The organism is Pseudomonas sp. Z1-12 (genome assembly GCF_051132015.1).
In the GTDB taxonomy this organism is placed as follows: domain Bacteria; phylum Pseudomonadota; class Gammaproteobacteria; order Pseudomonadales; family Pseudomonadaceae; genus Aquipseudomonas; species Aquipseudomonas zanjanensis.
Genome location: NZ_CP071647.1, coordinates 2,723,721 through 2,747,625, shown reverse-complemented (window position 1 = coordinate 2,747,625; position 23,905 = coordinate 2,723,721). Strand labels below are relative to the sequence as shown.

General features: G+C 61.4%; 14 protein-coding genes. 12 read left to right on the top strand and 2 right to left on the bottom strand.

Going from position 1 to position 23,905, the window contains the following annotated elements:
- Positions 1-88: 88 nt before the first annotated feature.
- Together J3P85_RS12140 and J3P85_RS12135 are read left to right on the top strand one after the other, a co-directional pair.
- Positions 89-4,915, top strand: coding sequence for a dermonecrotic toxin domain-containing protein (locus J3P85_RS12140; RefSeq protein ID WP_434705975.1), 4,827 nt, complete (start codon positions 89-91; stop codon positions 4,913-4,915).
- Between the two features lie 152 nt (positions 4,916-5,067).
- The gene (locus J3P85_RS12135; protein ID WP_434705974.1) at positions 5,068-6,066 is read left to right on the top strand and encodes a FecR family protein; all 999 of its coding nucleotides are present in this window, start codon (positions 5,068-5,070) and stop codon (positions 6,064-6,066) included.
- Positions 6,067-6,243: 177 nt separating this feature from the next.
- On the opposite strand, the gene pvdQ is transcribed toward J3P85_RS12135, so the two are convergent.
- Positions 6,244-8,592 (bottom strand): bifunctional acylase PvdQ, encoded by a 2,349-nt coding sequence (gene pvdQ, locus J3P85_RS12130; protein WP_434705973.1) that lies wholly within the window; start codon positions 8,590-8,592, stop codon positions 6,244-6,246.
- 296 nt (positions 8,593-8,888) lie between these two features.
- Here pvdQ and J3P85_RS12125 point away from each other — a divergent pair, with 296 nt between their 5' ends.
- Complete coding sequence (locus J3P85_RS12125; protein WP_434705972.1) at positions 8,889-9,269, top strand: fe2+ zn2+ uptake regulation protein; 381 nt, start codon at positions 8,889-8,891, stop codon at positions 9,267-9,269.
- A 9-nt stretch (positions 9,270-9,278) separates the two neighbouring features.
- On the opposite strand, the gene J3P85_RS12120 is transcribed toward J3P85_RS12125, so the two are convergent.
- Complete coding sequence (locus tag J3P85_RS12120) at positions 9,279-9,467, bottom strand: hypothetical protein (RefSeq protein ID WP_186705709.1); 189 nt, start codon at positions 9,465-9,467, stop codon at positions 9,279-9,281.
- Positions 9,468-9,704: 237 nt separating this feature from the next.
- On the opposite strand from J3P85_RS12120, the gene J3P85_RS12115 reads away from it, so the two are divergent.
- The 9 genes from J3P85_RS12115 (at position 9,705) to J3P85_RS12075 (ending at position 23,905) form a co-directional block, all read left to right on the top strand.
- Positions 9,705-11,699, top strand: a complete 1,995-nt coding sequence (locus J3P85_RS12115; RefSeq protein WP_186730774.1) for a methyl-accepting chemotaxis protein — start codon at positions 9,705-9,707, stop codon at positions 11,697-11,699.
- 353 nt (positions 11,700-12,052) lie between these two features.
- Positions 12,053-12,499, top strand: coding sequence for a DUF411 domain-containing protein (locus J3P85_RS12110; RefSeq protein ID WP_186705711.1), 447 nt, complete (start codon positions 12,053-12,055; stop codon positions 12,497-12,499).
- Positions 12,499-12,933 carry a YqaA family protein gene (locus J3P85_RS12105; protein ID WP_434705971.1) on the top strand — a complete coding sequence of 145 codons (435 nt, stop codon included), beginning with the start codon at positions 12,499-12,501 and terminating at the stop codon, positions 12,931-12,933. The genes J3P85_RS12110 and J3P85_RS12105 overlap by 1 nt, the downstream gene beginning before the upstream one ends.
- Positions 12,934-13,018: 85 nt before the next feature.
- Positions 13,019-14,050 (top strand): alpha/beta fold hydrolase, encoded by a 1,032-nt coding sequence (locus J3P85_RS12100; RefSeq protein ID WP_434705970.1) that lies wholly within the window; start codon positions 13,019-13,021, stop codon positions 14,048-14,050.
- Positions 14,051-14,061: 11 nt separating this feature from the next.
- Positions 14,062-15,024: a D-2-hydroxyacid dehydrogenase family protein gene (locus tag J3P85_RS12095; protein WP_434705969.1), complete on the top strand. Its 963-nt coding sequence runs from the start codon at positions 14,062-14,064 to the stop codon at positions 15,022-15,024.
- 641 nt (positions 15,025-15,665) lie between these two features.
- The gene (gene glgA / locus J3P85_RS12090) at positions 15,666-17,237 is read left to right on the top strand and encodes a glycogen synthase GlgA (protein WP_186705715.1); all 1,572 of its coding nucleotides are present in this window, start codon (positions 15,666-15,668) and stop codon (positions 17,235-17,237) included.
- A gap of 7 nt (positions 17,238-17,244) precedes the next feature.
- The gene (treZ, locus tag J3P85_RS12085; protein WP_434705968.1) at positions 17,245-19,047 is read left to right on the top strand and encodes a malto-oligosyltrehalose trehalohydrolase; all 1,803 of its coding nucleotides are present in this window, start codon (positions 17,245-17,247) and stop codon (positions 19,045-19,047) included.
- A complete protein-coding gene (gene malQ / locus J3P85_RS12080; protein ID WP_434705967.1) occupies positions 19,044-21,122 on the top strand; it encodes a 4-alpha-glucanotransferase in 2,079 nt (692 codons plus the stop codon). Before treZ ends, malQ begins: the two co-directional genes overlap by 4 nt.
- Positions 21,119-23,905 (top strand): malto-oligosyltrehalose synthase, encoded by a 2,787-nt coding sequence (locus J3P85_RS12075; protein WP_434705966.1) that lies wholly within the window; start codon positions 21,119-21,121, stop codon positions 23,903-23,905. The genes malQ and J3P85_RS12075 overlap by 4 nt, the downstream gene beginning before the upstream one ends.

The window sequence follows — 23,905 nt, the reverse complement described above, 5'->3', positions numbered from 1 at the left end:
GTACCACCTTTGCTCGTTCGTCGTTGCCTAGTCTGGCGGCTCCCTCCTTGTTCGCACCGCTGCACGGTGCCTTGATCGAGATGCAACGATGCTGACTGAAGACATGCCACTTTTATTTCCCGAAGTATTGGCTGCCGCCACGCTGGACGACTTGATCGCAACCCACGGCTTGACGCAGGAAGACCTCGACTGGCTGCAGCATGTTTCCCTGCCCAGCCACACACTGCGCACCGCACAAACCCCACCGATGGCCGCCGAAACGATCCTGCTTGCGGCCGAGGGTAAGTCCCCGATTCCGCTGGCCGGCTGTTTTATCCTCAGGGTCTCGACAACGGCTGGCGCAGCGGACACCGAAGCGGCGTACCTCTATACGCCCCAGGGTGGAATTACAAAGTTCGACAATCGGCAAGCCGTCGAGAAAAAAATTGACGAGATGTTGCGCAACCCTACGGCGCGCGACGACCTGTTTCGGTTCCTGTCGCTCTCCCAGCGCAGAGAACTCAACAGCACACCCACCATCAGCCAGGACAGGGGCACGATCAGCGGCGACGTGTTCAAGGCTCAGATCGAATCCATCGAACACGCCCAAGACCTTAATGCCCGATCCATGGTGAATGAGCTGATCCAACTGCCCTCGCTCGCCTCCATGTTGGATCAGGTACTCAGCGAGATCCTTCCGGACCTGGATCATGGACGGGCCCGCGTGGCGCTTCGAAAGCGCGGTCACCTGAGCGATCCGACGGCGATACCGGTCACTGAAAGCGTTTCATTGAGCGACGCGGTCCTGCTCTATTTCCACAATCAGGGCTGGCCTCCCGGGTATGAAGCCGACCTGTCGCATCCCGATACAAGCGCTTCGTCCCACAATGCGCAGCAGTGGGAAAACATAGTCAAGACCACGGCCGCCAAGCTGATCCCTGCGTTTACGGAATGCCTCAATGCCTATTGGCAGGCGCGTAGCGCCTTCTATGTTCCTCGCTGCAAATTACTGTCTCTGTTCATCGAGGAGGCGTTGCGGGCAACCATTTTGATCCAGCGGGAAAAAAAACAACTGACCGAAAGGCAAAGTCGAGAACTGCTTCGGCTATTCCGGCCGTCTCGCCGGGATGAGGCACTTTTATTTATCGAAACGATCCGGCTCTGGGAATATGAGCCCAATGACGTGGAGCTCGCGGGGTCCTTGATGATTAGCGGCGAGGGTCATTATCTCTACACCCCCGGCTACCCTCTTCAGAAAGTGGAAAACCACCTGGGGTTCAAACAGGCATTGCTCGGTATGCCGGTTACGATCGAACGAAAGGAAACGCTCTATAGCCTTCTCAGCCTGGAAGACCGTAACCGTTTCCAGCGTTTTGACGACCCGCAGGTTTCGGGTAAACCGGTGGCCTTGCCGGTCGCCGAATCCCTGGCCAACGCCATCATCGACAAACAGGTGGGGAACCTGCACTACGCACTGGAAATGTCGCGCCAGGCCCCTGTCGACATTCACTCGCTTATCGACAAGGCGCTGGATATACGTGCGTTCATCAACAAAAGCCTGTTGAGTCAGCCAACGGCCGGACATTGGGGGACGCATCCCGCGTTTCATGGCGACCTGCGCCCATCCAACTTCCTGGCCGATCAAATGGAAAGGAAAATCAAGAGCTATACCGATGTCGAGGACGCTTTCGACGGCCTTTTTAGTCAATTACCGACATCTGCCGACGTTTCGCTGCTCAACCCCCTAAGGCAGCTGCTGGATAAACTGACCAATGTTTTTTCCTTGGGTATCCGCGCCGAGGCCGAACTCAGGGCGCTTGATTCGAGCCTGCCGCCGATTGCAAATGATCTGATCAAAACGGTTTTCGCCTACGACCCGGACTACCCGGACCGTTCGCAACGCACAACCGTCAGGGGCTTTCGGCCAGACGTCTATTCGTTGAAGCTCGCATGCAGCGAAGAAGGTCGAACGGTTCAGTTGCCTCTCGCCAGTTGTTTTCTATTGACCGAGCGTGGCGGACTCGATACGCCCCACTCAGGCATGGCCATTCTCTGGACGCCCGCCGAGGGCTTGCAGGCTTTTTCGTCCGTTGATAGCGCCACTGAGAAATTGAATCGACGTTTGCTCGACTCCCAAAGACGCTTTGGCTTGCTCGAAAATCTCACGGCCCCTCAACGCTTGCCCCATAGGCGCTACCAGCTCCTTGCTTATGAACTGATCGAAGACAATGTGCTGGTCAATCGGATGCGTTCATTCATCAAATACTTCGAGGCCGAGTACGGCTATCTGAGCACATTGAAAGCCGGCGATTGGCGACTTACCGGGCCGGCCTTGATCAAAAGTCTTCAGGCGCTCCTGCACAAAGGAGCGCCCACCAACCTGAAGCGCGCCACCTCCCTTGCCCAGGCAATTAAACGCCAGCAGAAACTGCCTGCCTGGCTTGGCACGGCCCCCCTTGAAGAAAGGCGTGTGCACGTAGAAGTGATTGAGCAATATAAAAACAGCGTGTCCGATGGCAAGGATTACCTGGACGGCATCGAGCCCCTGGGCACCTATGTGCGCAAAAAACTGCAAACGCTATTGGACGCGCGCTTTCCTGGAAAAAACCTGGACCCCGACAGCGTCCGGATTACGCCCAACCTGGCGATCGTTGGGCCAGCCAGCTCATTGACCGACTTTGCGTTGAATCACATCGATGTGACCGAGAAGGGTTTCAAGGTTTCGTCAACATCCACCCAGCCATTGCCTGACGGTTTTAACGAAATGGCGGTACGGCAAATCTTATTGTCCCTGGAAATCCCGACCACTTATAAAAACGACGTAACCGAAGCCCTTTCTGGGCCAACGGCAGCCGTGCAGTCCAGAAAGCGGCGCTTTCACCAACAACTGCCGTGGCAATTGTTGCAGTACGCGCACGCACGGTATCTGCAGCAACACCTTTCCCCGACGGCATTCGACCTGTTTCGGCAAGTCATGGATATGCCGGACGCCATCGCTCGCCAAGCAGTCGAGGGCTTTAGCGCCTACTTTCGCCCTGTGGAGCTGATCAAGACCGAAGGCGGTGCCGCGATCAAAGCGTTGGGGCTTTACCTGTTCAGCTCGGTTAACGATGCAACCAGCCCTCATGTTCTGTATTCGCCCTACCATGACGGTGATCTGTTGCAAGAGTTCGAAAGTGAAGAGCGCATCGTCGCTGCATTCAATACCCCCGGCGCGCTCCAGGACTTGCTGATTCGCCGGCTTCCCAAGGCGCAACAAGCCACGTTTAAAAATCTCTTTGCGTCCACCCGGGGGAAATCATCGGAGGTGACCCTGGGCTTCAGTCCCATCAATACCAATGTTCTGCACACGCTGTATGACGACAACGCCGTGTTACTGGCAGATATGTTGACCGCGCAAACCCAGAACCACCGTCAGTCTGATTGGGCAACAGCCCTCCATCTGTTCAGCACCGGCGTCAGGATGCTGGGGAAACAGTTACCGGCAAAATTATCCTTTCTGGACACACTTTGGGAAAGCTACCAGGACTTCAAGGATTCCGCCGAAGACTTGCAGCAGCATGATTGGAAAAGCGGATTGCACAACTTCATCGCTGGCGCCGCGGAAATGGTTTCACTTGGCTTTTTGAATCGCGCCGATACATTCGGCCTTCTTGACCCCATCGAACCGGTTTCGGCGAGCGCCCCGTCACCGCAGAATTGGAAGGACATCGCCTGCACGGCTTCGGCCCGCACCGACCTGCAAGTCTTCGAAGCGTTGGACGTCAGTCTCTCGGACCTTCAACTCAATGTGATGGACGGAACCTACAGGGCAGTGGAAACCGGCAAGCGCTACATTCCCCTCGCCGGCAAGGTCTATCAAGTGGCAAAAGCCGGCCTGGCCTGGCGAATCATTCATGACGACGGCGAAGGGCCGTTACTCAAGTATTCGCCTGATGACTGGACATGGGCGATTGACCCGCAGCGCCAGACGATTCGCTTCGGTAAGGCCGGGTCGAAATTAGCCGTCACCTACAGCGACTTCCAGGCCAAGGGGTCATTGAATATCGAAGCGCGGGGCATGGCGGAGATACGGCGCAAATACCCTTATCGTGCCAACGTGATCGTGCAGGCACTGGAGACGGCACGGTTCTATTGCTCCAATGCCCTTTCCAACCTGGAACGACTGAAACGCCAGGTTCGTCCAGGCTCGCGACTGGATACCTACCTGAAGGCATTTTTTGGCGTAAGCGTCGTCGACGCCCGCCTTATCGGCAAAATAGACGCAGCGATTTCACCGATATGCCAGGCCCTGGCCAACCCCTTATGGGAGCAGCAGAATGGGGAAAACATCGTTATCGGCAGTCTTAAACATCTAGGGGAAAGGCCAACAGCCTTTGTGCTGGAACCGGCCAGAGTCGAAAGAATTTACCTCACGCAATATTTTTTCGACTTGGGACTGGGTTGGTATAAGACTGCCGTACCTGATTTCTTCAATGTCGACGCGCATGGCCAGGCAGCCACTTTCATCCACGAAGTTTCCCATCTACTGTTCAATACGCTCGATATTATTTACCTGAATGCGGCGTATCCATTTCTGGACTTGATTCCGACAATCACCCATTCGGGACGAAAGCAATACGAAGCGCTAAAAGTCATGCAAGAAGAGGGGCTTTCATTGGCCACTCCAAAATCAAAACTGTTCATGGAATGGAATGAGTCAGACAACAGTTATACAAAGATCGAGCTATTGCCTCTCTATAAGCGCATCGTCCGAGAAATCCTGAAGATCACTGGCGCTGAAGACATGGACGGTGCACGTGACGCATTTCTCGACCCGACGCTGCCTGACAAGCGCATCGATGTCATGCTGCGTAACGCCGACTCGCTCACGCTCTTGATTTGTGAATTGGGACGGCAACTCGATGAGAGTCCCACCCATGAACGCGTGGCGTGATCTGGGCGGGGGATTGATCTTTTTTTCACGCGCGGTATGCGACGATAGCCGATGACAGGTGAAAAAAACGGCTCATTGATGTGCAAACGACATGACGGCAGTTCTCGGCAGTTCATGCCGAAGGTTAGAATGCGGCAAATCAGGACAAATCAATGACCGAACATACCCTCTCGGAAGCCGAATACGACGCCATTACCGATGCCGCTGCCCATTGGTGCATGCGTCTGCACGCCGTCGACTGCACCGATGCCGAACGGCAGGCGTTCCAGCAATGGCACGATGCCGATCCGCTGCATGCGTTCGAATACCAAGCCATGTTGGAAATCTGGGAGGTGGCCGATCATCTGCCGCGCGTCGAGCCCGCAGCCCCCGCCCCAGCGTCCAGGCCCCGGTCGCGCTGGAGCCGGTTGGCTGTCGCTGCCGCGGTGCTCGTCGTGGGCCTTCCCGTGGCCGCCTACACTGGTTGGAATCTGGGCTGGGTTGCCAATTCCTACGAGCGATTCGAAGCCGGCACGAGCGTCCGCCAGATCACGCTTGACGACGGCAGCCAGGTCGAACTCAACCTGGGCAGCGAGCTAACCTTCGCCAACTACAAAAACGAGCGCCGGGTGACGTTGGAAAAAGGCGAGGCGTTTTTTGACGTCACCCATGACAAACAACATCCGTTTGTCGTGCGCGCCGGCCAAGGCCAGGTGCGGGTGACCGGGACGCGCTTCAACGTCTGGATGTACCAGGACCAGGTGCGGGTCACGCTGGTGGAAGGTTCGGTCAAGGTCATCAGTAACCAGGCGCTCACCCATAACGGCCTGCAACTTTCGCCGGGCATGCAAGCGAGCTACAAGGCGGGCGACCACCAACCGCAAGTCCGCGAGACCGATCCCAACGACAGCTCGCTGGCGTGGCGCAACGGCAAGTTGGTGCTGGATAACCTCGCCCTGAGCGACGCGCTGCCGCTGATCAACCGCTATCTCGAGCGTCCCGTCATGCTCGCTGACAACAGCACCGGCGGCCTGCGTGTCGGGGGGGTCTACAACATCGGCGAAGTACAGAACCTTGTGGCTTCGTTGCCGAAAGTCCTGCCGGTCTACCTGACGCAGAACAAGGACGGCAACCCGGTGCTCAATTCCATTGGGCAGCGGCCGGTTCAATAACTGAAAAGGTCCCTTTGGGAACAAAATTCTGTTCACTTAAAGGGAATGACGAACCTGTGGCGAGGGAGCTTGCTCCCGCTGGGCTGCGCAGCAGACCCAATTTGTGAGCGCTTCGCGCTCAAGCGGGAGCAAGCTCCCTCGCCACGGGTTTGCCGAACCCCTCAGGTACAACAGCGGCTATTGCGTCGCCACCCTGCCCGCCTCATCCCGCTCACGAATAATCAGGACCTGATACTGTGGATCAGCCTTGATTTGCTGTTCGGTGAAGGGCAGCACACTCCACTGCTTCTTCGAAAACGCCTGGGTCTGGTCGGCCGAATAAGGCGAGGCAGGGTCGCTGGAAATGGAGAACGCCAACAGCCCCTGGGCTTGTGGACCTTTATCGTCAAACGTCACCACTTGCAGGTAGCTGGTGCCGCTGACCACCTCTCGCTTGCCGTTCGCCCCCGGCACGCTCTGGATCGCGTTATAGATGCCCAACTCCCCGGGGCCGCCGTGGATCGGTGTCTGTCGGGTGCCACTGCTGGCCACCTGGACGTCTTGCCATCGGCTGTCCTTCGACAACCCGGCAGCCTTCACCGTCTCCACCGAAGCCAACATGGCTTCGCGCACGGCCTTGAGCACGGGCGGGCGTTCGGTTGCCAGGCCACGCGGGGTGTGTTGCGGGTCCTTGGGATCGAACGCGACGCGCCATGAGTCAGGCAGCGCCTGCAACTGGTCCATGATGTGCTGGAAATGCACGAACCCCAGGCCGCTATCCAGGCCGGCCTTGCGATCCCAGGCCTTGAGGCTGGCACAGGCTTCGGCCAACGTCCGCGCATCGCCCCCCAGGTCACCGGCGCATACGCCGAGCAGGTCCGGCATCACCTGGTCAGCCAGGTACACTTGATCGTCCATGACCATGTGTTGCAAATCCTCCACCTTCACCGGCCCGGCCTTGGCCAACTGGCCCATCCGCTCCAGCGCAAAACGCGCGCGCAGCCCCAGCGGCTGGCCGTGCTGGCTGATCAACGGGGAATAACCGGACAAGGGTTGCGCCGGGTTGACCATCCAGGCCGAATCGTTGGAGTTCTGCACATAATCACGACGCAGCAGCTGCGGGAGCTTGTCGGCGGCATAAATGCCCTCCTGTACCGCTTTGGCATCGCTGCCCCAGGCACATTCGCTGCGAGAACCATCCAGCACGATCATCTGCAACCCGGCCCTGGGATCGCTGCACCGGGCCAGTTTGTCGGCATCGACGTTCGGCACCACCGACACATTCATGTAGAGGCTTTGCCCCTGGTCGTCCACCGCCAGGGTATTGACCCAGGGAATGCCCTGGATCTTATGGACGGCGGCCTGCAAGTCCTTGAGCGTGACCGCCTTGTTCATGGCGTACCACTGGGCCAGCACCCGATCGTTTTCCAGGTTCGCGTCCCGCAGGCTGTACGCGAACCGGTTGTCCCAGTCCAGCCGGCCGGGCCATTGCACGATCGGGCCGAACTGCGAGCCATAGACCACGCGGGAAACCGTCTGCACCTGGCCGTCGGGTTGCTGGATGTCCACTGTGACCGTCTGCTGGCTCATCGGTACGGACTTGCCATCGAGCAAGTAGCGGGTCGGGTCCTTCGGGTCGAGTTGCAGGCGGAACAGGGTGAAATGCTTGGAACTGTCGACGGTGTGGGTCCAGGCCAAGTGCTGGCTGAAACCGATGTTGATCATCGGCAGGCCTGGCAGCGCCGCGCCCATGACGTCCAGCTTGCCGGGAATGGTCAGGTGCATCTGGTAGAAACGCATGCCGCCCACCCACGGAAAATGCGGGTTCGCCAGCAACATCCCTCGACCGTTGAACGAGCGCTCACTGCCGATGGCCAGGGCATTGCTGCCGCGCTCCAGGGCAAACCGCTGCTGCCGGGTCGCGGCGGCAGCGAAACTCGCAGCCGGAGCGGCGGCGAGCGCGGTCGCCTGGGGCGGTTGCGCACCTGCCAGGGCTTCGGCGAATTGGCCGACGCCGCCTTCCACCAGCAACCGACGGGTCAACTTGACCAAGTCCAGCGCAGTGATTGGCCGTACCCACTCGCTGGCGCACTGCTCGGGCAGGCCCTTGGCCTTGTGCTCGGCCAACGCGCGGTTGTAGCCCGCCGCATAGCCTTCGACCAATTGCTGCACTTGAGGCGTCTGGGCCTGCCAGAAACCGGAGACCGCTTGCGGCGTGTTGAGCCAGCTGAAGAACAGGTCGCTGACGCGGTTCTCCCGCTGTTCGACCGTGACCTGCTCGGGCCCGAAATAACGCGAGCGCTGGGCGTTGACCGTGACGATCTCATTGGCCAGCAGGCACAGGTTGTCCTGGGCGTAGGCATAGCCGATGCCATAACCCAGCCCACGTTCATCCTGAGCCCGGATATGCGGCACGCCAAAACGGGTGCGCCGGATCTCGGCACTGGCCTGCGCCCCATCGTCCTGCGCATTGACCACAGGGCTGAGCCCGAGGGCGATCCCTAGAAAAGCGCCTGCAAGGCCAACCCTCGATAACTGCCCGGACATTCTCACGTTCACTCCTGATGAAAACCGCAGAAACCAGGACGGCTACCGCTGCGCCTGTAGACAAACACTCGGCCCGCCTGGGAAATCACACACCGCATGCTGAATCGGAATGTGCCTACCTTGAAAACGAACCGGATAAAAAAAAATTAATGGCCTGGCGCCGCTTGAGCATGGGGGTTTGACGAAGCCGGGGCAATTTTTTCACATCACCGCCTTCATGATTGCCCGTCCTCGTTCGTCCTATAACAGGAGAGTATTCGTGACCTTTTCTGATCAGGCTGGTAAGGAGTTTCTGCATGCGTAACGCGCAACTGCCCATGGAGGGCAAGCCAAGGCCGACCGGCGTCTCGCTGAACGCCACCCACCGTGAATTCGACAGGCCGCCAGAGCGCGGCGGCAACGACCACATCAGGCGCCTGCTCAAGAGCTTCGGGCTCAGGACCAGCCTGATTCGCCTCAAAGTCATCGATGCGCTGCTCAAGGCCGCCCAAGAAAACCGCTGCCTGGGCGTGCGTGGTGTGCACAGCCAGTTATTGGGGCTGGACATTCCGTTGTCCTTTCTCAGCGTGCGCGAGGTGTTGAAGCGCCTGTGCAGCGAGGGCGTCGTGACCCTCAACCCCGATAAAAGCTACCGCCTGCACCCCAGCGCGATGGCCGTGCTCGAAGCCGAGGGTTGAGCCCGGCGCTCAGGGCTTGACCTTGCGCCGCATCACGCCGTTGATCACCACCACGATGACCGCCACGGCAATGGCGATGTATTGAAACAGCTGCTCGCTGATCATGCCCTGGCCCTGCATCCAGGACAGCCCCAGCATGATTGCCAGGACGACGAGGACGATCAGAATCGAGTATTTCAAACGTTGCGAATGAGTCATTGCCAATTTCCTGAATGTAACCGTTCTGTATCCGAAGGCTGCCAGGTCCATACCGTATTGCCGGAATGACAGGCTGCCAAGGGGGCATCATGGTACAGCCGAAGGCAAGTCTTCGTGCAATCCCCTCGTTTTATTCCTTGACCGACAGACCTCTAAAGCTGCATCACCCCAGGCCGATACAATCAGGACTGCCCATCCGCTTGCTTTAGAAAGTCGCCTTCGTGCAAGGATTTCCACATGCCCTCATTCCGAACGATTCAGGCTCGCTACACTCTGTTCCTGGTCATTTTCATGCTGGTGTTGTCGCTCCTGACCGTGGTGGGCATCAGTTACCTGGTCGCGCCCAAGCTGCGCCAGACTGAAGAGCAGGTGGCGCTGAACCGCATCGCCGAGGTTGCCGAGCAGATCCAGGGCGAATTGAACAAGGTGCAGGCGCAGCAACGCAGCATCACCCAGACCATCCCGTTGCTCGACAGCGATGCCATCGACAAAGTATTGCCGGGGCTGGTGGACCAGTACGGCGAGTTGAAAGTCTTCGGCGGCGGGATCTGGCCGCTGCCCAACCAGCGGGCCGAGGGGCGTAGCAAGTTCAGCACGTTCTGGCACCGCGACGCGTCCGGCAAACTGGTGGTCAATACCTTCTGGAACAGTGACGCCGCGCCCAACTATTACGAGCAACCCTGGCACAAGGGCGGCATGGCCACCCCACCTGGCAAGTGCGCCTGGGCAGCAGCCTATAAAGACGACGCCAGCGCCGAGCCTCGCACCAACTGCGCCATGGCCATCCAGAAGAATGGCGTGCCTTACGGCGTGTCCACCATTGACGTGACCCTGGGCTTCTTCAACGACCTGATTGCGCGCAAGGAAGCCGACCTGAGCGCCGAAATGCTCATCGTCGAAGGCGACGGCAAGATCATCAGCAACAGTTCGCGCATCAGCGGGCCGATCGTGTTGAAGAATATCAGCGACTTGGCGGCGTCCTCACCGTTCGCTGCCCAGGTCAAGGCAGGCCTGGCCAAGCGTGACCAGCCGTTGCAGCGGGTCGAGTTCGACAACAAGGGCGAGGCCAGCACGTTCTTCATGCGCCCTATCGAAGGTTCGCCGTGGTTCCTTGCCACTGCGCTGCCAACCCGGCTGATCACCGCCCAGCGCGACGACGTGCTGAACACCTTGAGCCTGCTGCAGATCCCAATGGTAATCCTGCTGGTGTTGATGCAACTTTACGCGATCCGCCAATTGACCCACCGCATGAAGGTGCTCAAAGGCAACATCGACGCTTTGTCTACGGGCGATGCCGACCTGACCCGACGCATCATCATCCGGGCCGAGGATGAATTGGGCGCGATCGGTCATTCGGTTAACCGCTTCATCGCTTACCTGCAAGGCATGATCGGTGAAGTCACCCAAGCCACCGGCGCCATGGCGTCAAGCCTGGGCGATCTGCAGCGGACCTCGGCCCACACCAGCGAAATCCTGATGCGCCACGCCTCGGAAACCGACCAGACCGTGACCGCCATCACCCAGATGAGCTCCACGGCCGAAAGCGTCGCGCAAAACGCCGCCGAGACTGCGGCGTTCACCCAGCGCGCCAACGAGCATGCCGACCGCTCCCGCGTGGTCGTCGGCGAGGCCTCCAACAGTGTGGTGGCGCTGATCGATGAAGTGGCCAGCGCGACCCGCAAGGTCGAGAGCATGCAACAGGATGCCCAGCGCATCACCGAGATCCTTGGCGTGATCGGCGCCATCGCCGGGCAGACCAACCTGCTGGCCCTCAACGCCGCCATCGAAGCCGCCCGGGCCGGTGAGCAAGGCCGTGGTTTCGCCGTGGTGGCCGACGAGGTCCGCGCCCTCGCCGCTCGCACCCAGGCCAGCACCTCGGAAATCAATGAAATGCTGACCCGCCTGACCCAAGGCGTGAGTTCGTCGGTCTCGGCCATGGAAAACACCCAGGCCAGCTGCCAGTCGGCCGCCGATGCGACGTCACGGGTGAACTCGGGCCTGGACGAAATGGCCGGCTCGGTCAGCCAGATCAACAGCCTGAGCACCCAGATCGCCACCGCCGCCGAGCAACAGAGCGCGGTGACCGAGGAGATCAATCGCAGCATGGTGCAAATCCGCCACATGGTGGAGGAACTGGTGGAAAGCGGCCTGGCCAGCGAGGCCAATACCCGGCAACTGCTGGAAGCCAACACGCGGGTGAATGCGATCATGGGGCGGTTCAAGGTGCGCTGACGCGGACACAGCCCCAACATCCGCCCCTGATCTGTGGGAGCGTGCTCCTACAGGTTGTTTGCTCACAAACCGTGGCGAGGGAGCTTGCTCCCGCTGGGCTGCGCAGCAGCCCCCTTGCCCAATACCTCAATGTGTCAGGTATTTTGAGCAAGCTGTCTTGGGGCCGCTTCGCGCCCCAGCGGGAGCAAGCTCCCTCGCCACAAAAGCGATGGATGATGCCCTCTCAATTGGGGAGGGCAGCTTGTTTACTCTCCCAACCTGACAATTCTGTAATCCCCGCCTCAGCCCCCTGTCAGCTCGTGCTCGCTACTCTGTTATCCTCCCTCCAAACCGTACGACACGAGACCACCTCCATGGCCAACCCCCTGCACCTGCTCGCCTTGAGCGCCCTGTTCCTCACCTCCCTGGCCCAGGCCGCCGAGCCGGTGACTATTGATGTGCACCGCGATGCCAATTGTGGCTGCTGCAAAAAGTGGATCTCGCACCTGCAAGAAAACGGCTTCAAGGTCAACGACCATGTCGAGGCCGACATGAGTTCGGTCAAGCAACGCCTGGGCGTGGCGCCGAACCTGCGCTCCTGCCACACCGCCGAAATCAACGGCAAATTCGTCGAAGGCCATGTCCCGGCCGACCAGGTGCTGGCGTTGGGCAAGCGCGATGACTTGCTCGGCGTCGCCGCCCCAGGCATGCCCATGGGCTCGCCCGGCATGGAAATGGATGGCATGAGCGACGCTTATCAAGTGATCGGCCAGAAAAAAGACGGGACCCAAACCGTGGTGGCGGATTACCCGGCCCACTGATGGGCGAAGCCTATATCGGCTTGTTCCTGGCGGCGTTCGGCGCGGCGACCTTGTTGCCGCTGCAGTCGGAGGCCTTGTTGGTCGGCCTGTTGCTCAGCGAGCGCCACGAAACCTGGTTGCTGCTCGCGGTCGCCACGGTCGGCAACGTCCTGGGTTCGCTGGTGAACTGGTGGCTGGGCACGCGCCTGGAACACTTCAAGGACCGCCGCTGGTTTCCAGTCAGCCCGGCCCACCTGGACAAGGCTCGCCTGCATTACCAGCGCTTCGGCCGCTGGTCGCTGCTGCTCAGTTGGCTGCCGATCATCGGCGACCCGTTGACCTTGGTGGCGGGGGTGATGGGCGAGCCGTGGCGGCGTTTCCTGCTGATCGTGACCCTGGCCAAAGGCATGCGCTATGGCGTGCTCGCCCTGGCCACGCTGGGCTGGATGGGTTGAACGTTCGGGCCGTTCGGTTGCCTGTGGTTAATGTCGCCATAATCGAGTCGCGCCAGGATCGGCGGCGGCCACAAGGAGATCGACCATGTCCCGAATCATGCCCCGTTGGTTGCCCAGCCTGTTCCTCACCGCCGCCCTGCCCCTGCTCGCCCAGGCCGCCACCCCCCCGGAAGGCCCGGCCTACGGTGCGCAGCTGGAAGGCTTCGAATACCCCTACACCCTCAAGCATTTCGCCCTACAGTCCCAGGGCCAATCCTTGCAGATGGGCTATATGGACGTGCCGGCCCAAGGCAAGGTCAATGGCCGCACGGTAGTGCTGATGCACGGCAAGAATTTCTGCGCTGCCACTTGGGGCGATTCGATCAAGGCCCTCAGCGAGGCCGGCTACCGGGTCGTCGCGGCAGACCAGATTGGCTTCTGCACCTCGAGCAAACCCGAGTATTACCAATACAGCTTCCAACAACTGGCAACCAACACCCAGGCCTTGCTCAAGGCCCTCGGCGTACAGAAAGCCATCGTCCTCGGCCACTCCACCGGCGGCATGCTCGCCACCCGCTACGCGTTGCAGTTTCCCGATCAGGTCGAACGCCTGGCAATGGTCAACCCCATCGGCCTGGAAGACTGGAAAGCCTTGGGCGTGCCCTACCGCACCGTGGACCAATGGTACGCCCGTGAGCTGAAGGTCACCGCCGAGGGGATTCGCAATTACGAGCGCACAACCTATTACGCCGGCCGCTGGAAACCTGAGTTCGACCGTTGGGTGGACATGCTTGCCGGCTTGAACAGGGGCCCGGGTCATGAGCAAGTGGCATGGAACTCGGCGCTGATCTACGACATGATCTTCACCCAGCCGGTCTACTACGAGTTCAAGGACCTGACCGTGCCCACCCTGCTGCTGATCGGCACCTCGGACACCACCGCCATCGGCAGCGACATCGCGCCGCCGGCGGTCAAGGCCAAACTGGGCCACTACGAGGTACTGGGCAAACAGGTGGCTGGGCTGATTCCACGCGCGACCCTGGTGGAGTTCCCCAATCTGGGGCATGCCCCGCAAATGGAAGAGCCGGATCGGTTCCACAAGGCCCTGCTCGGCTGGCTGGACAAACCCATTCCCTGACGAGGTGATCCATGGCGGTGCAAATAGCAGTCATAGACGATTGGCAAGATGTGGCACGCGGCGTGGTGGATTGGTCGGTGCTCGACAGCGTCGGCCAGGTGACGTTTCTCCATGACTATCCCGCCGACCGCGACACTCTCGCCGAACGCTTGCAGCGCTTCGAGGTGATCTGCGTGATGCGCGAACGCACCGTGTTCGACGAAGGCCTGCTGCGCCGCCTGCCCAATCTCAAGCTTCTGCTCACTGGCGGGATGCGCAATGCCGCCCTGGACCTGAAGGCCGCCGCCGAATTGGGCATCCAGGTCTGCGGCACCGACAGCTACAAGCACGCCGCGCCCGAATTGACCTGGTCGCTGATCATGGCCCTGACCCGCAACCTGGTACAGGAGGCCAATGCCTTGCGCGCCGGCCTGTGGCAGCAAGGCCTGGGCGGCGACCTGCACGGCAAGACGCTGGCGATCCTCGGCCTGGGCAGCATCGGCACACGGGTAGCGCAGTTCGGTCAGGTGTTCGGCATGCGGGTCATCGCCTGGAGCCAGAACCTCAGCGCCGAGCGAGCCGCGGAAGTGGGCGTGACCTATGTCAGCAAGCAGGCGTTGTTCGAACAGGCCGACGTGCTCTCGATCCACCTGGTGCTCGGCGAACGCACCCGCGGCCTGGTGGATGCCCAGGCACTGGCCTGGATGAAACCCGAGGCGCTGTTGGTCAATACCTCCCGCGGGCCCATCGTCGATGAAACCGCCCTGATCGACGCCCTCCAGCACAAACGCTTGGCCGGCGCCGCCCTGGACGTCTTTGCCCAGGAGCCCTTGCCTGCCGCCCATCCGTTCCGGACCCTGGACAACGTACTGGCCACGCCCCATGTGGGTTACGTCAGCCGACAGAATTACCAGAAGTTCTATTCCTTGATGATTGAAGACCTGCTGGCCTGGGCGGCTGGCACGCCGATTCGGTTGCTGACGCCGGCGGGCTGAGCAGGAGCATCACTGTTCCCTTTGTGGGAGCGAGCTTGCTCGCGATAGCGGAGGGTCAGTTGCAGGGTTGGTGACTGGCACACCGCTATCGCGAGCAAGCTCGCTCCCACAGGGGACAGGGGTGTTTCCAGTGGGCGTGATTAGCCATCAAAACGCCGCTATTTCACCCGCCCCCCGATGGTGCGTCGCGCCATCCCATCGCGCACATCAGTGAACCAACCCCCTCCCCCTACACTTTTTTCTTTTCAGGCATGTGCACTTCGTCGGTGCGTATTCCCCGACGTCGTGTAAGACATTGCCGCTAAAAAACGTGATTGTCGGACAATGCGACGAACCGAGCCGCACCGCTCTAGGATCTGACCTAGACTGCCTAACCGGGGGGAAAACCGACCGGTCATCCAGACGAAAAAAAGTCGAAACTTTTCGCAACGGCGACAGGTCAGGTTAGAGGTAGGGCAACAGCGACTGGTGCAGTCCTTGCACTGGTCATTGCAACAGCTCCTTCAGCTGCTTCGCTTCGCCGCGTTTGGGTAGCCGTTCGCTTTCCTTCGTAGCGCTTGTGCGCCTGGCCGCAGGATTCGGCCAATGAAACAACAGCTCTGGCGCTTGCCGGAAACAGATCGAGAAAATGGGAGATATTTATGATCAGTGCTGCCTTGGAACCACAACAAGTCCGTTCTCAACTACCGCCGGCGGCCGAATCGCCGACGGCCCCGGTGTTGGCCACCGGCGGCAAGGCACTGCTTCCCGTCGCTCGACAGAACCCCAATCGCAAGAAAATTCTGTTCGTCACCTCGGAAATCGCCGATCTGGTCAAGACCGGCGGCCTGGGCGACGTGTCCTCGGCACTGCCCCGGGCCATGGCCGGGCTGCATGATGTCCGGGTGCTGATCCCCGGCTATCCGCAAGTGATGAACAGCGGCAATCCGATCCACATCATCGGCGAACTGGGCGGCCACGCCGCGCTGCCGCCCTGCAAGATCGGGCGCATGGACATGGCCGATGGCCTGGTGATCTACGTCCTGATCTGCCCGGAACTGTTCGCCCGCGAAGGCTCGCCCTACGGTGCCAACAACGGCCGCGACTGGCCCGACAACCACATCCGCTTCGCCCGCCTGGGCCTGGCCGCCGCCGACATCGCCGCCAACCTCGCGCAGATCCACTGGTGCCCGGACCTCGTCCACGCCCACGACTGGCCAGCCGGGTTGGCGCCCGCTTATATGCACTGGCGCGGGCAACGCACCCCGACCCTGTTCACCATCCACAACCTGGCGTACCAGGGCGTGGTCAGCCTGGCGTCCTGCCCGGAACTGGGCATTCCCGAGCACGCCCTGCAACAGGAAGGCATGGAGTTCTACGGCAAACTGTCGTTCCTCAAGGCCGGGATGGCCTATTCCAGCCATATCACCACCGTCAGCGCCACCTACGCCCAGGAGATCACCACCCCGGCGTTTGGTTGCGGGCTAGATGGTTTCCTCGCGGCCAAGACCCAACAAGGCTTGCTCAGCGGCATTCCCAACGGCATCGACGAAAGCTGGGATTCGGCCACCGATTCGCACCTGTTCCGCCAGTTCGCCATCGGCGACTGGGACGGCAAGGCGGTCAACGCCAGCCATGTGCGGGAGCTGTTCGGACTCGACGACTCCACGGGCCCGCTGTTCGCCGTGGTGTCGCGCCTGGTCTACCAGAAAGGCCTGGACCTGACCGAAGCGGTCGCCGAGTTCATCGTCGAGTCCGGTGGCCAGATCGCCATCATCGGCCGTGGCGAACCGGAGGAAGAACAGGCCATGCGCGAACTGGCGCTGCGCTTCCCCGGCCGCATCGGCGTACGCATCGGCTTCAACGAAACCGATGCCCGGCGGATGTTTGCCGGCAGCGATTTCCTGCTGATGCCGTCGCGCTACGAGCCTTGCGGCTTGAGCCAGATGTATGCCCAACGCTTCGGCTCGCTGCCGGTGGCGCGCAATACCGGAGGCTTGGCGGACACCATCGAAGATGGCATCACCGGTTTCCTGTTCGATGAGTCCACGGTGGAGAGCTACAAACAGGCCTTGAGCCGGGCCTTCAAGGTCTTCGAGTTCCCCGACCTGCTCAACGCTATGCGCTGCCGGGCCATGTCGGCGCCGTTCAACTGGTGCAAGGCCGTGGAACCCTACGCCGAACTCTATGAACAACTGGTGGCAAAGTCCCTGGGAAAATCGGCCAGACAATGAGGTAACAATGACGTCAAGGACGCCTGAAACATGGACCCACGGCGCGGTGATGCTGGATGACGAGCACACCCGCTTCGCCCTCTGGGCCCCGGATGCCTTTTTTGTCAGTGTCGAACTCGACACTGGCGATTCAATACCGCTACTGCCCCAAGCCGACGGCTGGTTCATGATCCAGACCCGTTGCCCAGCCGGCACCCGCTATCGCTACAACATCGATGGCGAGCTGGAGGTGCCGGACCCAGCTTCTCGCGCCCAGGCCGGCGACATTGACCGCCACAGCGTGGTAGTCGACCCCCATGCCTACTCCTGGCGGCACACTCAATGGTCCGGTCGCCCCTGGCACGAAGCCGTGATCTACGAACTGCATGTGGGCGCCCTCGGCGGTTTCAACGGCGTCGAACAGCATCTGGCGCGCCTGGCCGGGCTGGGCGTCACCGCCATCGAGCTAATGCCGCTGGCGCAGTTTCCCGGTGATCGCAACTGGGGCTACGACGGGGTGCTGCCCTACGCGCCCCAGGCTTCCTACGGCACACCTGAACAACTCAAGCATCTGATCGACAGTGCCCACGGTCATGGCCTGTCCGTCATCCTGGACGTGGTCTACAACCACTTCGGCCCTGACGGCAACTACCTGCACCGCTATGCCAAGGGCTTCTTCCGCGAAGACAAGCACACGCCCTGGGGCGCGGCGATCGATTTCCGCCGCCGTGAAGTGCGGGACTTCTTCATCGACAACGCGCTGATGTGGCTGTTGGAATACCGTTTCGACGGTCTGCGCCTCGACGCGGTGCACGCCATCGAAGACCCGGACTTCCTTCAAGAACTGGCAGCCAGGGTGCGCGAACAGGTGGACCCGGTCCGGCATGTCTGGCTGACCGTGGAAAACGAACACAACCAGGCCAGCCTGCTGGAACAGGGCTACGACGCCCAATGGAACGACGACGGCCACAATGCCTTGCACGTGCTGCTGACCGGCGAGACCGACGCCTACTACGCCGACTATGCCGAGCAGCCGACGGAACAACTGGCACGCTGCCTCAGCCAGGGTTTTGTCTTTCAGGGCCACATCAATCGCCATGGCGAATCCCGGGGCGAGCCCAGTGGTCACCTGCCGCCGAGCGCATTCGTGCTGTTCCTGCAAAACCATGACCAGATCGGCAACCGTGCCCTCGGCGAACGCCTGCATCAACTCGCCGCCCCCCAGGCCCTGCAAGCAGCGACGGCCTTGTTGCTGTTGTCACCGATGATCCCGCTGCTGTTCATGGGCGATGAAGCAATGGCCGAACAACCGTTCCTGTTCTTTACCAGCCACCATGGCGAGCTGGCGGAACTCGTGCGCGAAGGCCGACGCAACGAGTTCAAGGCCTTCAGTGCCTTCGCCGACCCGCAGCAACGCGAACGAATTCCCGACCCCAACGCGGCCGGTACCTTCGAGGCGTCACGTCCGAGCCTGGAACCACAGCGACCGGAGCAACAGGCCAGCGAGGCGCTGTATCGCCAACTGCTGAAAATCCGCCGTGAGGACATCGTCCCGCGCCTGCCCGGCGCTCAAGCCCTCGGGGCCGATGTGCTGGGCCATGGCGCCGTCAGCGCACGCTGGCGACTGGGCGATGGCAGCGTGTTGCGCATCGACCTGAACCTTGGCGAACGCCCCGTCGAACACCAGGCCCCGGAAGAGGCACGCATTCTTTTCGAACATCCGCAGCAGGCCATGGGTCTGTTGCAACAGGGCGTCCTTGCGCCCTACAGCGCGCTGGTCAGTCTGACGCAGGCGACAACCTTGCCCACCATCACTGGAGAGCGCCTATGAGCGATGCGCAACTGGAAATCCTCGCCGGCCGAGCGGGCCTGGCGGTGGATTGGATCGATGCCAATGGCAGGGCCCAGAAAGTCTCGCCGGCCGTCCTGCGCTCGGTCCTCACCGGCCTGGGCCATCCCGCCGGCAGCGCCCAGGAAATCGACGCCAGCCTGCTGCAGTTGCAGGAAGATCAACAGAACCATCAACTGCCACCGCTGATCACCGCCGATGTCGGGGCCAGCCTGGACTTGAGCCGCTACTTCGAGGCCGGGACGCCCTGCGAAATCAAACTCGAAGACGGCGCGACACTGCACCTGAACCTCGATGCCGAGGCCAGGCTGCCAGGGATGGTCCCGGTGGGCTATCAGCACGTCCATATCCAGAACCAGCATTTCACCCTGGCCGTCGCACCGGCCCGCTGCTACAGCGTGGCCGATGCGGTGGACGACCCGACGCCACGGGCCTGGGGATTGAGCGCGCAGTTGTATGCCTTGCGGCGCCCCGGCGACGGTGGTTTCGGTGACACCCAGGCCCTGGAAGAACTGGCCCGGGTGGCCGGCGAGCGCGGTGCCGAGGCCATTGCCATCAGCCCGATGCACGCCATGTTCAGCAGCGACACCGGACGCTACAGCCCTTATTCGCCATCCAGCCGATTGTTTCTCAACAGCCTGTACGCCGCGCCCGGTACCATCCTCGGTGAACGTGCCCTGCGCACCGCCATCGACGCCACCGGCTTGACCAATCAACTGCGCAACCTGGAAGAACAGTCGCTGATCGACTGGCCGGTCGCCGCCCAGGCCAAGCAGAAAATCCTCCGTGCCCTGTATGACGGGTTCAGCCAGGGCGCGCACCCGTTGCACGAAGACTTCAGCAGTTTTCGTCACAGCAGTGGCGAAGCACTGGAGAACCATTGCCGCTTCGAAGCCTTGCAGGCCGAACGCGCGGCCCGGGGCGAAAGCCTCGACTGGCGGCAGTGGCCGGAAGAACTGCGTGATCCACGCAGCGCGGCCCTGGCCCATTTCGCCGAGGAAAATGCCGATGAGATCGGCTTCTATGCCTTTTGCCAATGGCTGATTGCCCGTTGCCTGGAACGCGCCCAGAGCGCCGCCAAGTCCAGCGGCATGGGCATCGGCCTGATCGCCGACCTGGCGGTGGGCGCCGACGGTGGCGGCAGCCAGGCCTGGAGCCGCCAGGACGAACTGCTCGCGTCACTGACCGTGGGCGCGCCGCCGGACATTCTCAACCGCTCCGGCCAAGGCTGGGGCATCTCGGCATTTTCCCCGGAAGGCCTGGTGCGCAACGGCTTTCGCGCCTTCATTGAAATGCTGCGGGCCAACTTTGCCCACGCCGGCGGCTTGCGCATCGACCATGTGATGGGCTTGCAGCGGCTCTGGGTGATCCCTAACGATGCCCCACCCAGCGATGGCGCCTACCTGTATTACCCAGTGGACGACCTGCTGCGCCTGCTGGCGCTGGAATCCCATCGCCACCAGGCCATCGTGCTCGGCGAAGACCTCGGTACCGTGCCGGATGGCTTGCGGGAAAAACTCATCGCCCGCTCGATCCTGGGCATGCGCGTACTGTTGTTCGAACAGGACAACACCCACTTCAAGCCCATCCTCGACTGGCCGGACAACGCCCTGGCGACCACCAGCACCCATGACCTGCCGACGCTCAACGGCTGGTGGCACGGTCATGACATTGACTGGAACGCCCGGCTGGACCTGATCGATTCCCCCACCGAGATGGACTGGCGTAAACACCGCGAGCGCGAACGCGAAGGCCTGCGTCAAGTGCTGAACCAGGACCCGCAGAATTTCCGCGAAGAACATCGCGAGACCGACCAGGTGCTCGATGCCAGCGTGCGCTTCCTCGGCCACACCCGTGCGCCGCTGGTCTTGCTGCCACTCGAAGATGCCCTGGGCATCGAGGAGCAAGCCAACCTGCCCGGCACCATCGACACCCACCCCAACTGGCGCCGCCGCCTGGCCCAACAGAGCCAGGCGCTGCTGGACCACCCGGACGCCGCCCGGCGCCTGGAAATACTCGCCTGCGCGCGACTTCAGGCGAACGAGCGTGACCGATGAAACAGACGTTGATCCAACCCCTGCGGGCAACGTTGCGCCTGCAGTTCCATAAAGGCTTCACCCTGGACGATGCCATCCCCCAGGTGCCGTACTTCGCCTCGCTGGGCATCAGCCATATTTATGCGTCGCCGCTGCTCAAGGCCCGGGCCGGCTCCATGCACGGCTACGACGTTGTCGACCCGACCCTGGTCAACCCCGAACTGGGTGGCGAAGCCGCGCTCAAGCGCTTGGTTGCAACGTTGCGCGAGCACCGGATGGGCTTGATCCTCGACATTGTGTCCAATCACATGGCCGTTGGCGGCAATGACAATCCCTGGTGGCTGGATTTGCTGGAATGGGGACGCCTGAGCCCCTACGGCGAGTTTTTTGACATCCAATGGCATTCCCCGGACCCGCTGATGGAAGGCCAGTTGTTGCTGCCGTTCCTGGGCAGCGACTACGGCGTGGCCTTGCAGGAAGGCACCTTGCAACTGCGCTTCGATTCCGCCCACGGCAGCTTCTATGTCGAGCATTACGAACACCGCTTCCCGATTTGCCCGATGCACTACGGCGAGCTGCTCAAACCCGCCGAAACCCTGCCCGTCGAACAGGCCGAACCGCTCAAGGCCCTGGCCGAGCGCTTCACTACACTGAATTACCAGACCGACGCCCACACCCTCGCCCGCCCGCTGCAAGCAGAGTTGCAGGACTTGGCGGCACACGCTGGCATTCTCTCTGCCATCGAGGACAACCTGGGTGCCTACGACTCCACCCAGCCCCAGGGTTTCGAGCGTCTGCATCAGTTGCTGGAGCGCCAGAGCTACCGGCTCGCCAGCTGGCGCACAGCAGCGGACGACATCAATTGGCGGCGCTTTTTCGATGTCAACGAACTGGGCGGGCTGCGGGTCGAGCGGCCGGCGGTATTCGAGGCCACCCATGCCAAGATTTTCGAACTGATCGACGAAGGCTTGGTGGATGGGCTGCGGATCGATCACATCGACGGTCTCGCAGACCCTCGCGGTTACTGCCGCAAATTACGCAGGCGTCTTGACTCGTTGTCGCCGTCGCGGCACCTGCCGATCTTCGTCGAGAAAATTCTCGGCGATGGCGAAACGTTGCGGCGGGATTGGAACATCGATGGCAGTACCGGTTACGAGTTCATGAACCAGGTCTCGCTGCTGCAGCACGACCCGGCCGGGGCCGCCCCCCTCGCTGAATTCTGGAGCCGGCACAGCGAGCGGCCGGCACACTTCATTGAAGAAGCCCGCCTGGCTCGCCAACAGATTCTCAATGGTTCCTTGGCCGGGGATTTTGAAAGTGTCGCCCAGGCCCTGCTGCAAGTGGCCCGGGACGATGTGATGACCCGCGACCTGACCCTGGGCGCGATTCGGCGGGCCTTGCAGGCGTTAATCGTGCATTTCCCGGTGTACCGCACCTACATCACGCCCATGGGACGCTCCGCCGAAGACGAAGTGTTTTTCAACCAAGCCCTGGAAGGTGCACGGCAAACCCTCAGCGAAGCCGATTGGCCGGTGCTCGATTGCCTGGCCGACTGGCTCGGTGGGATGCCCTGGCGGCAACGTCCGCGGGGCAGCCAGCGTAAACGCCTGCGTCACGCCTGCGTGCGCTTCCAGCAACTGACTTCGCCGGCGGCCGCCAAAGCCGTGGAAGACACCGCGCTCTATCGCTCGGCAGTGCTGCTGTCGCGCAATGACGTCGGCTATAACACCGAGCGCTTCAGCGCCCCGGTGCAAGAGTTCCATCAGGCGTGCCTTGAACGACTCGAACATTTTCCCGACAACCTGATCACCACCGCCACCCACGACCACAAGCGCGGCGAAGACACCCGCGCCAGACTGGCCGTACTCAGCGAGCGGGCCGATTGGTACGCCACCTGCGTCGAACAATGGCGCATCCTCTCGCCTTCGCTGCACAGCGATCCGTCTGCGCCCTCGGCCGGTGATGAACTGATCCTCTACCAAGCGTTGCTCGGCAGCTGGCCGCTGGACCTCGATCTCCAAGACCACAAGGCACTGGCCGAATACAACGAGCGCCTATGGCAATGGCAACGCAAGGCCCTGCGCGAAGCCAAGCTGCAAAGCAGTTGGGCGGCGGTCAACGATGCTTATGAACAAGCCACCCAGATGTTCCTCGAACGCTTGCTGCTGGGCGATGAGGGGCTGCCCTTGCGTAGCGCCATTGCCGAGGCGGTCCACGCCGTGGCGCCGGCGGGTGCGCTCAACAGCCTGGCGCAAACTTTGCTGCGCATGACCGTACCCGGCGTGCCGGACCTGTACCAAGGCAACGAGTTCTGGGATTTCAGCCTGGTGGACCCGGACAACCGCCGCCCGGTGGATTTCCAGGCGCGCCGCGAGGCAATGCACGCCGACAATACGCCGGCCGCGCTGGTACGCGATTGGCGTGACGGCCGAATCAAGCAGGCATTGATCGCCAGGACGTTGGCCATGCGGGCCGAGTACCCGCAGCTATGGCGCCAGGGCCGCTACCAGCCGTTGGAAGTGCTCGGCGAGCAGGCCCACCGGGTGCTGGCTTTCATGCGTGAGGACTCGCAGCAGCGAGCGATCATTGTCGTACCTGTCCATGTGGCGCAGTTGCTGGAAAACAGTGCCGTGCCGCTGGTGGTTGCGTCGGATTGGGGCGATACCCGCGTGTCGTTACCGTTCGCCGCCAAGGATGAAAAACTGAAGGGATTTTTTTCAAGCGCAACAGTCACACCCCAAAGGGAGCTGCTGATCAGCGCCGCGCTGGGGAATTTCCCGGTCAATGTCTTTATCCAATCTTGA

Excerpts from the sequence above, each read along its gene's own strand:
- J3P85_RS12140 (WP_434705975.1), top strand. The coding sequence starts at position 89 with ATGCTGACTGAAGACATGCCACTTTTATTTCCCGAAGTATTGGCTGCC.
- J3P85_RS12135 (WP_434705974.1), top strand. The coding sequence starts at position 5,068 with ATGACCGAACATACCCTCTCGGAAGCCGAATACGACGCCATTACCGAT.
- pvdQ (WP_434705973.1), bottom strand. The coding sequence starts at position 8,592 with ATGTCCGGGCAGTTATCGAGGGTTGGCCTTGCAGGCGCTTTTCTAGGG.
- J3P85_RS12125 (WP_434705972.1), top strand. The coding sequence starts at position 8,889 with ATGCGTAACGCGCAACTGCCCATGGAGGGCAAGCCAAGGCCGACCGGC.
- J3P85_RS12120 (WP_186705709.1), bottom strand. The coding sequence starts at position 9,467 with ATGACTCATTCGCAACGTTTGAAATACTCGATTCTGATCGTCCTCGTC.
- J3P85_RS12115 (WP_186730774.1), top strand. The coding sequence starts at position 9,705 with ATGCCCTCATTCCGAACGATTCAGGCTCGCTACACTCTGTTCCTGGTC.
- J3P85_RS12110 (WP_186705711.1), top strand. The coding sequence starts at position 12,053 with ATGGCCAACCCCCTGCACCTGCTCGCCTTGAGCGCCCTGTTCCTCACC.
- J3P85_RS12105 (WP_434705971.1), top strand. The coding sequence starts at position 12,499 with ATGGGCGAAGCCTATATCGGCTTGTTCCTGGCGGCGTTCGGCGCGGCG.
- J3P85_RS12100 (WP_434705970.1), top strand. The coding sequence starts at position 13,019 with ATGTCCCGAATCATGCCCCGTTGGTTGCCCAGCCTGTTCCTCACCGCC.
- J3P85_RS12095 (WP_434705969.1), top strand. The coding sequence starts at position 14,062 with ATGGCGGTGCAAATAGCAGTCATAGACGATTGGCAAGATGTGGCACGC.
- glgA (WP_186705715.1), top strand. The coding sequence starts at position 15,666 with ATGATCAGTGCTGCCTTGGAACCACAACAAGTCCGTTCTCAACTACCG.
- treZ (WP_434705968.1), top strand. The coding sequence starts at position 17,245 with ATGACGTCAAGGACGCCTGAAACATGGACCCACGGCGCGGTGATGCTG.
- malQ (WP_434705967.1), top strand. The coding sequence starts at position 19,044 with ATGAGCGATGCGCAACTGGAAATCCTCGCCGGCCGAGCGGGCCTGGCG.
- J3P85_RS12075 (WP_434705966.1), top strand. The coding sequence starts at position 21,119 with ATGAAACAGACGTTGATCCAACCCCTGCGGGCAACGTTGCGCCTGCAG.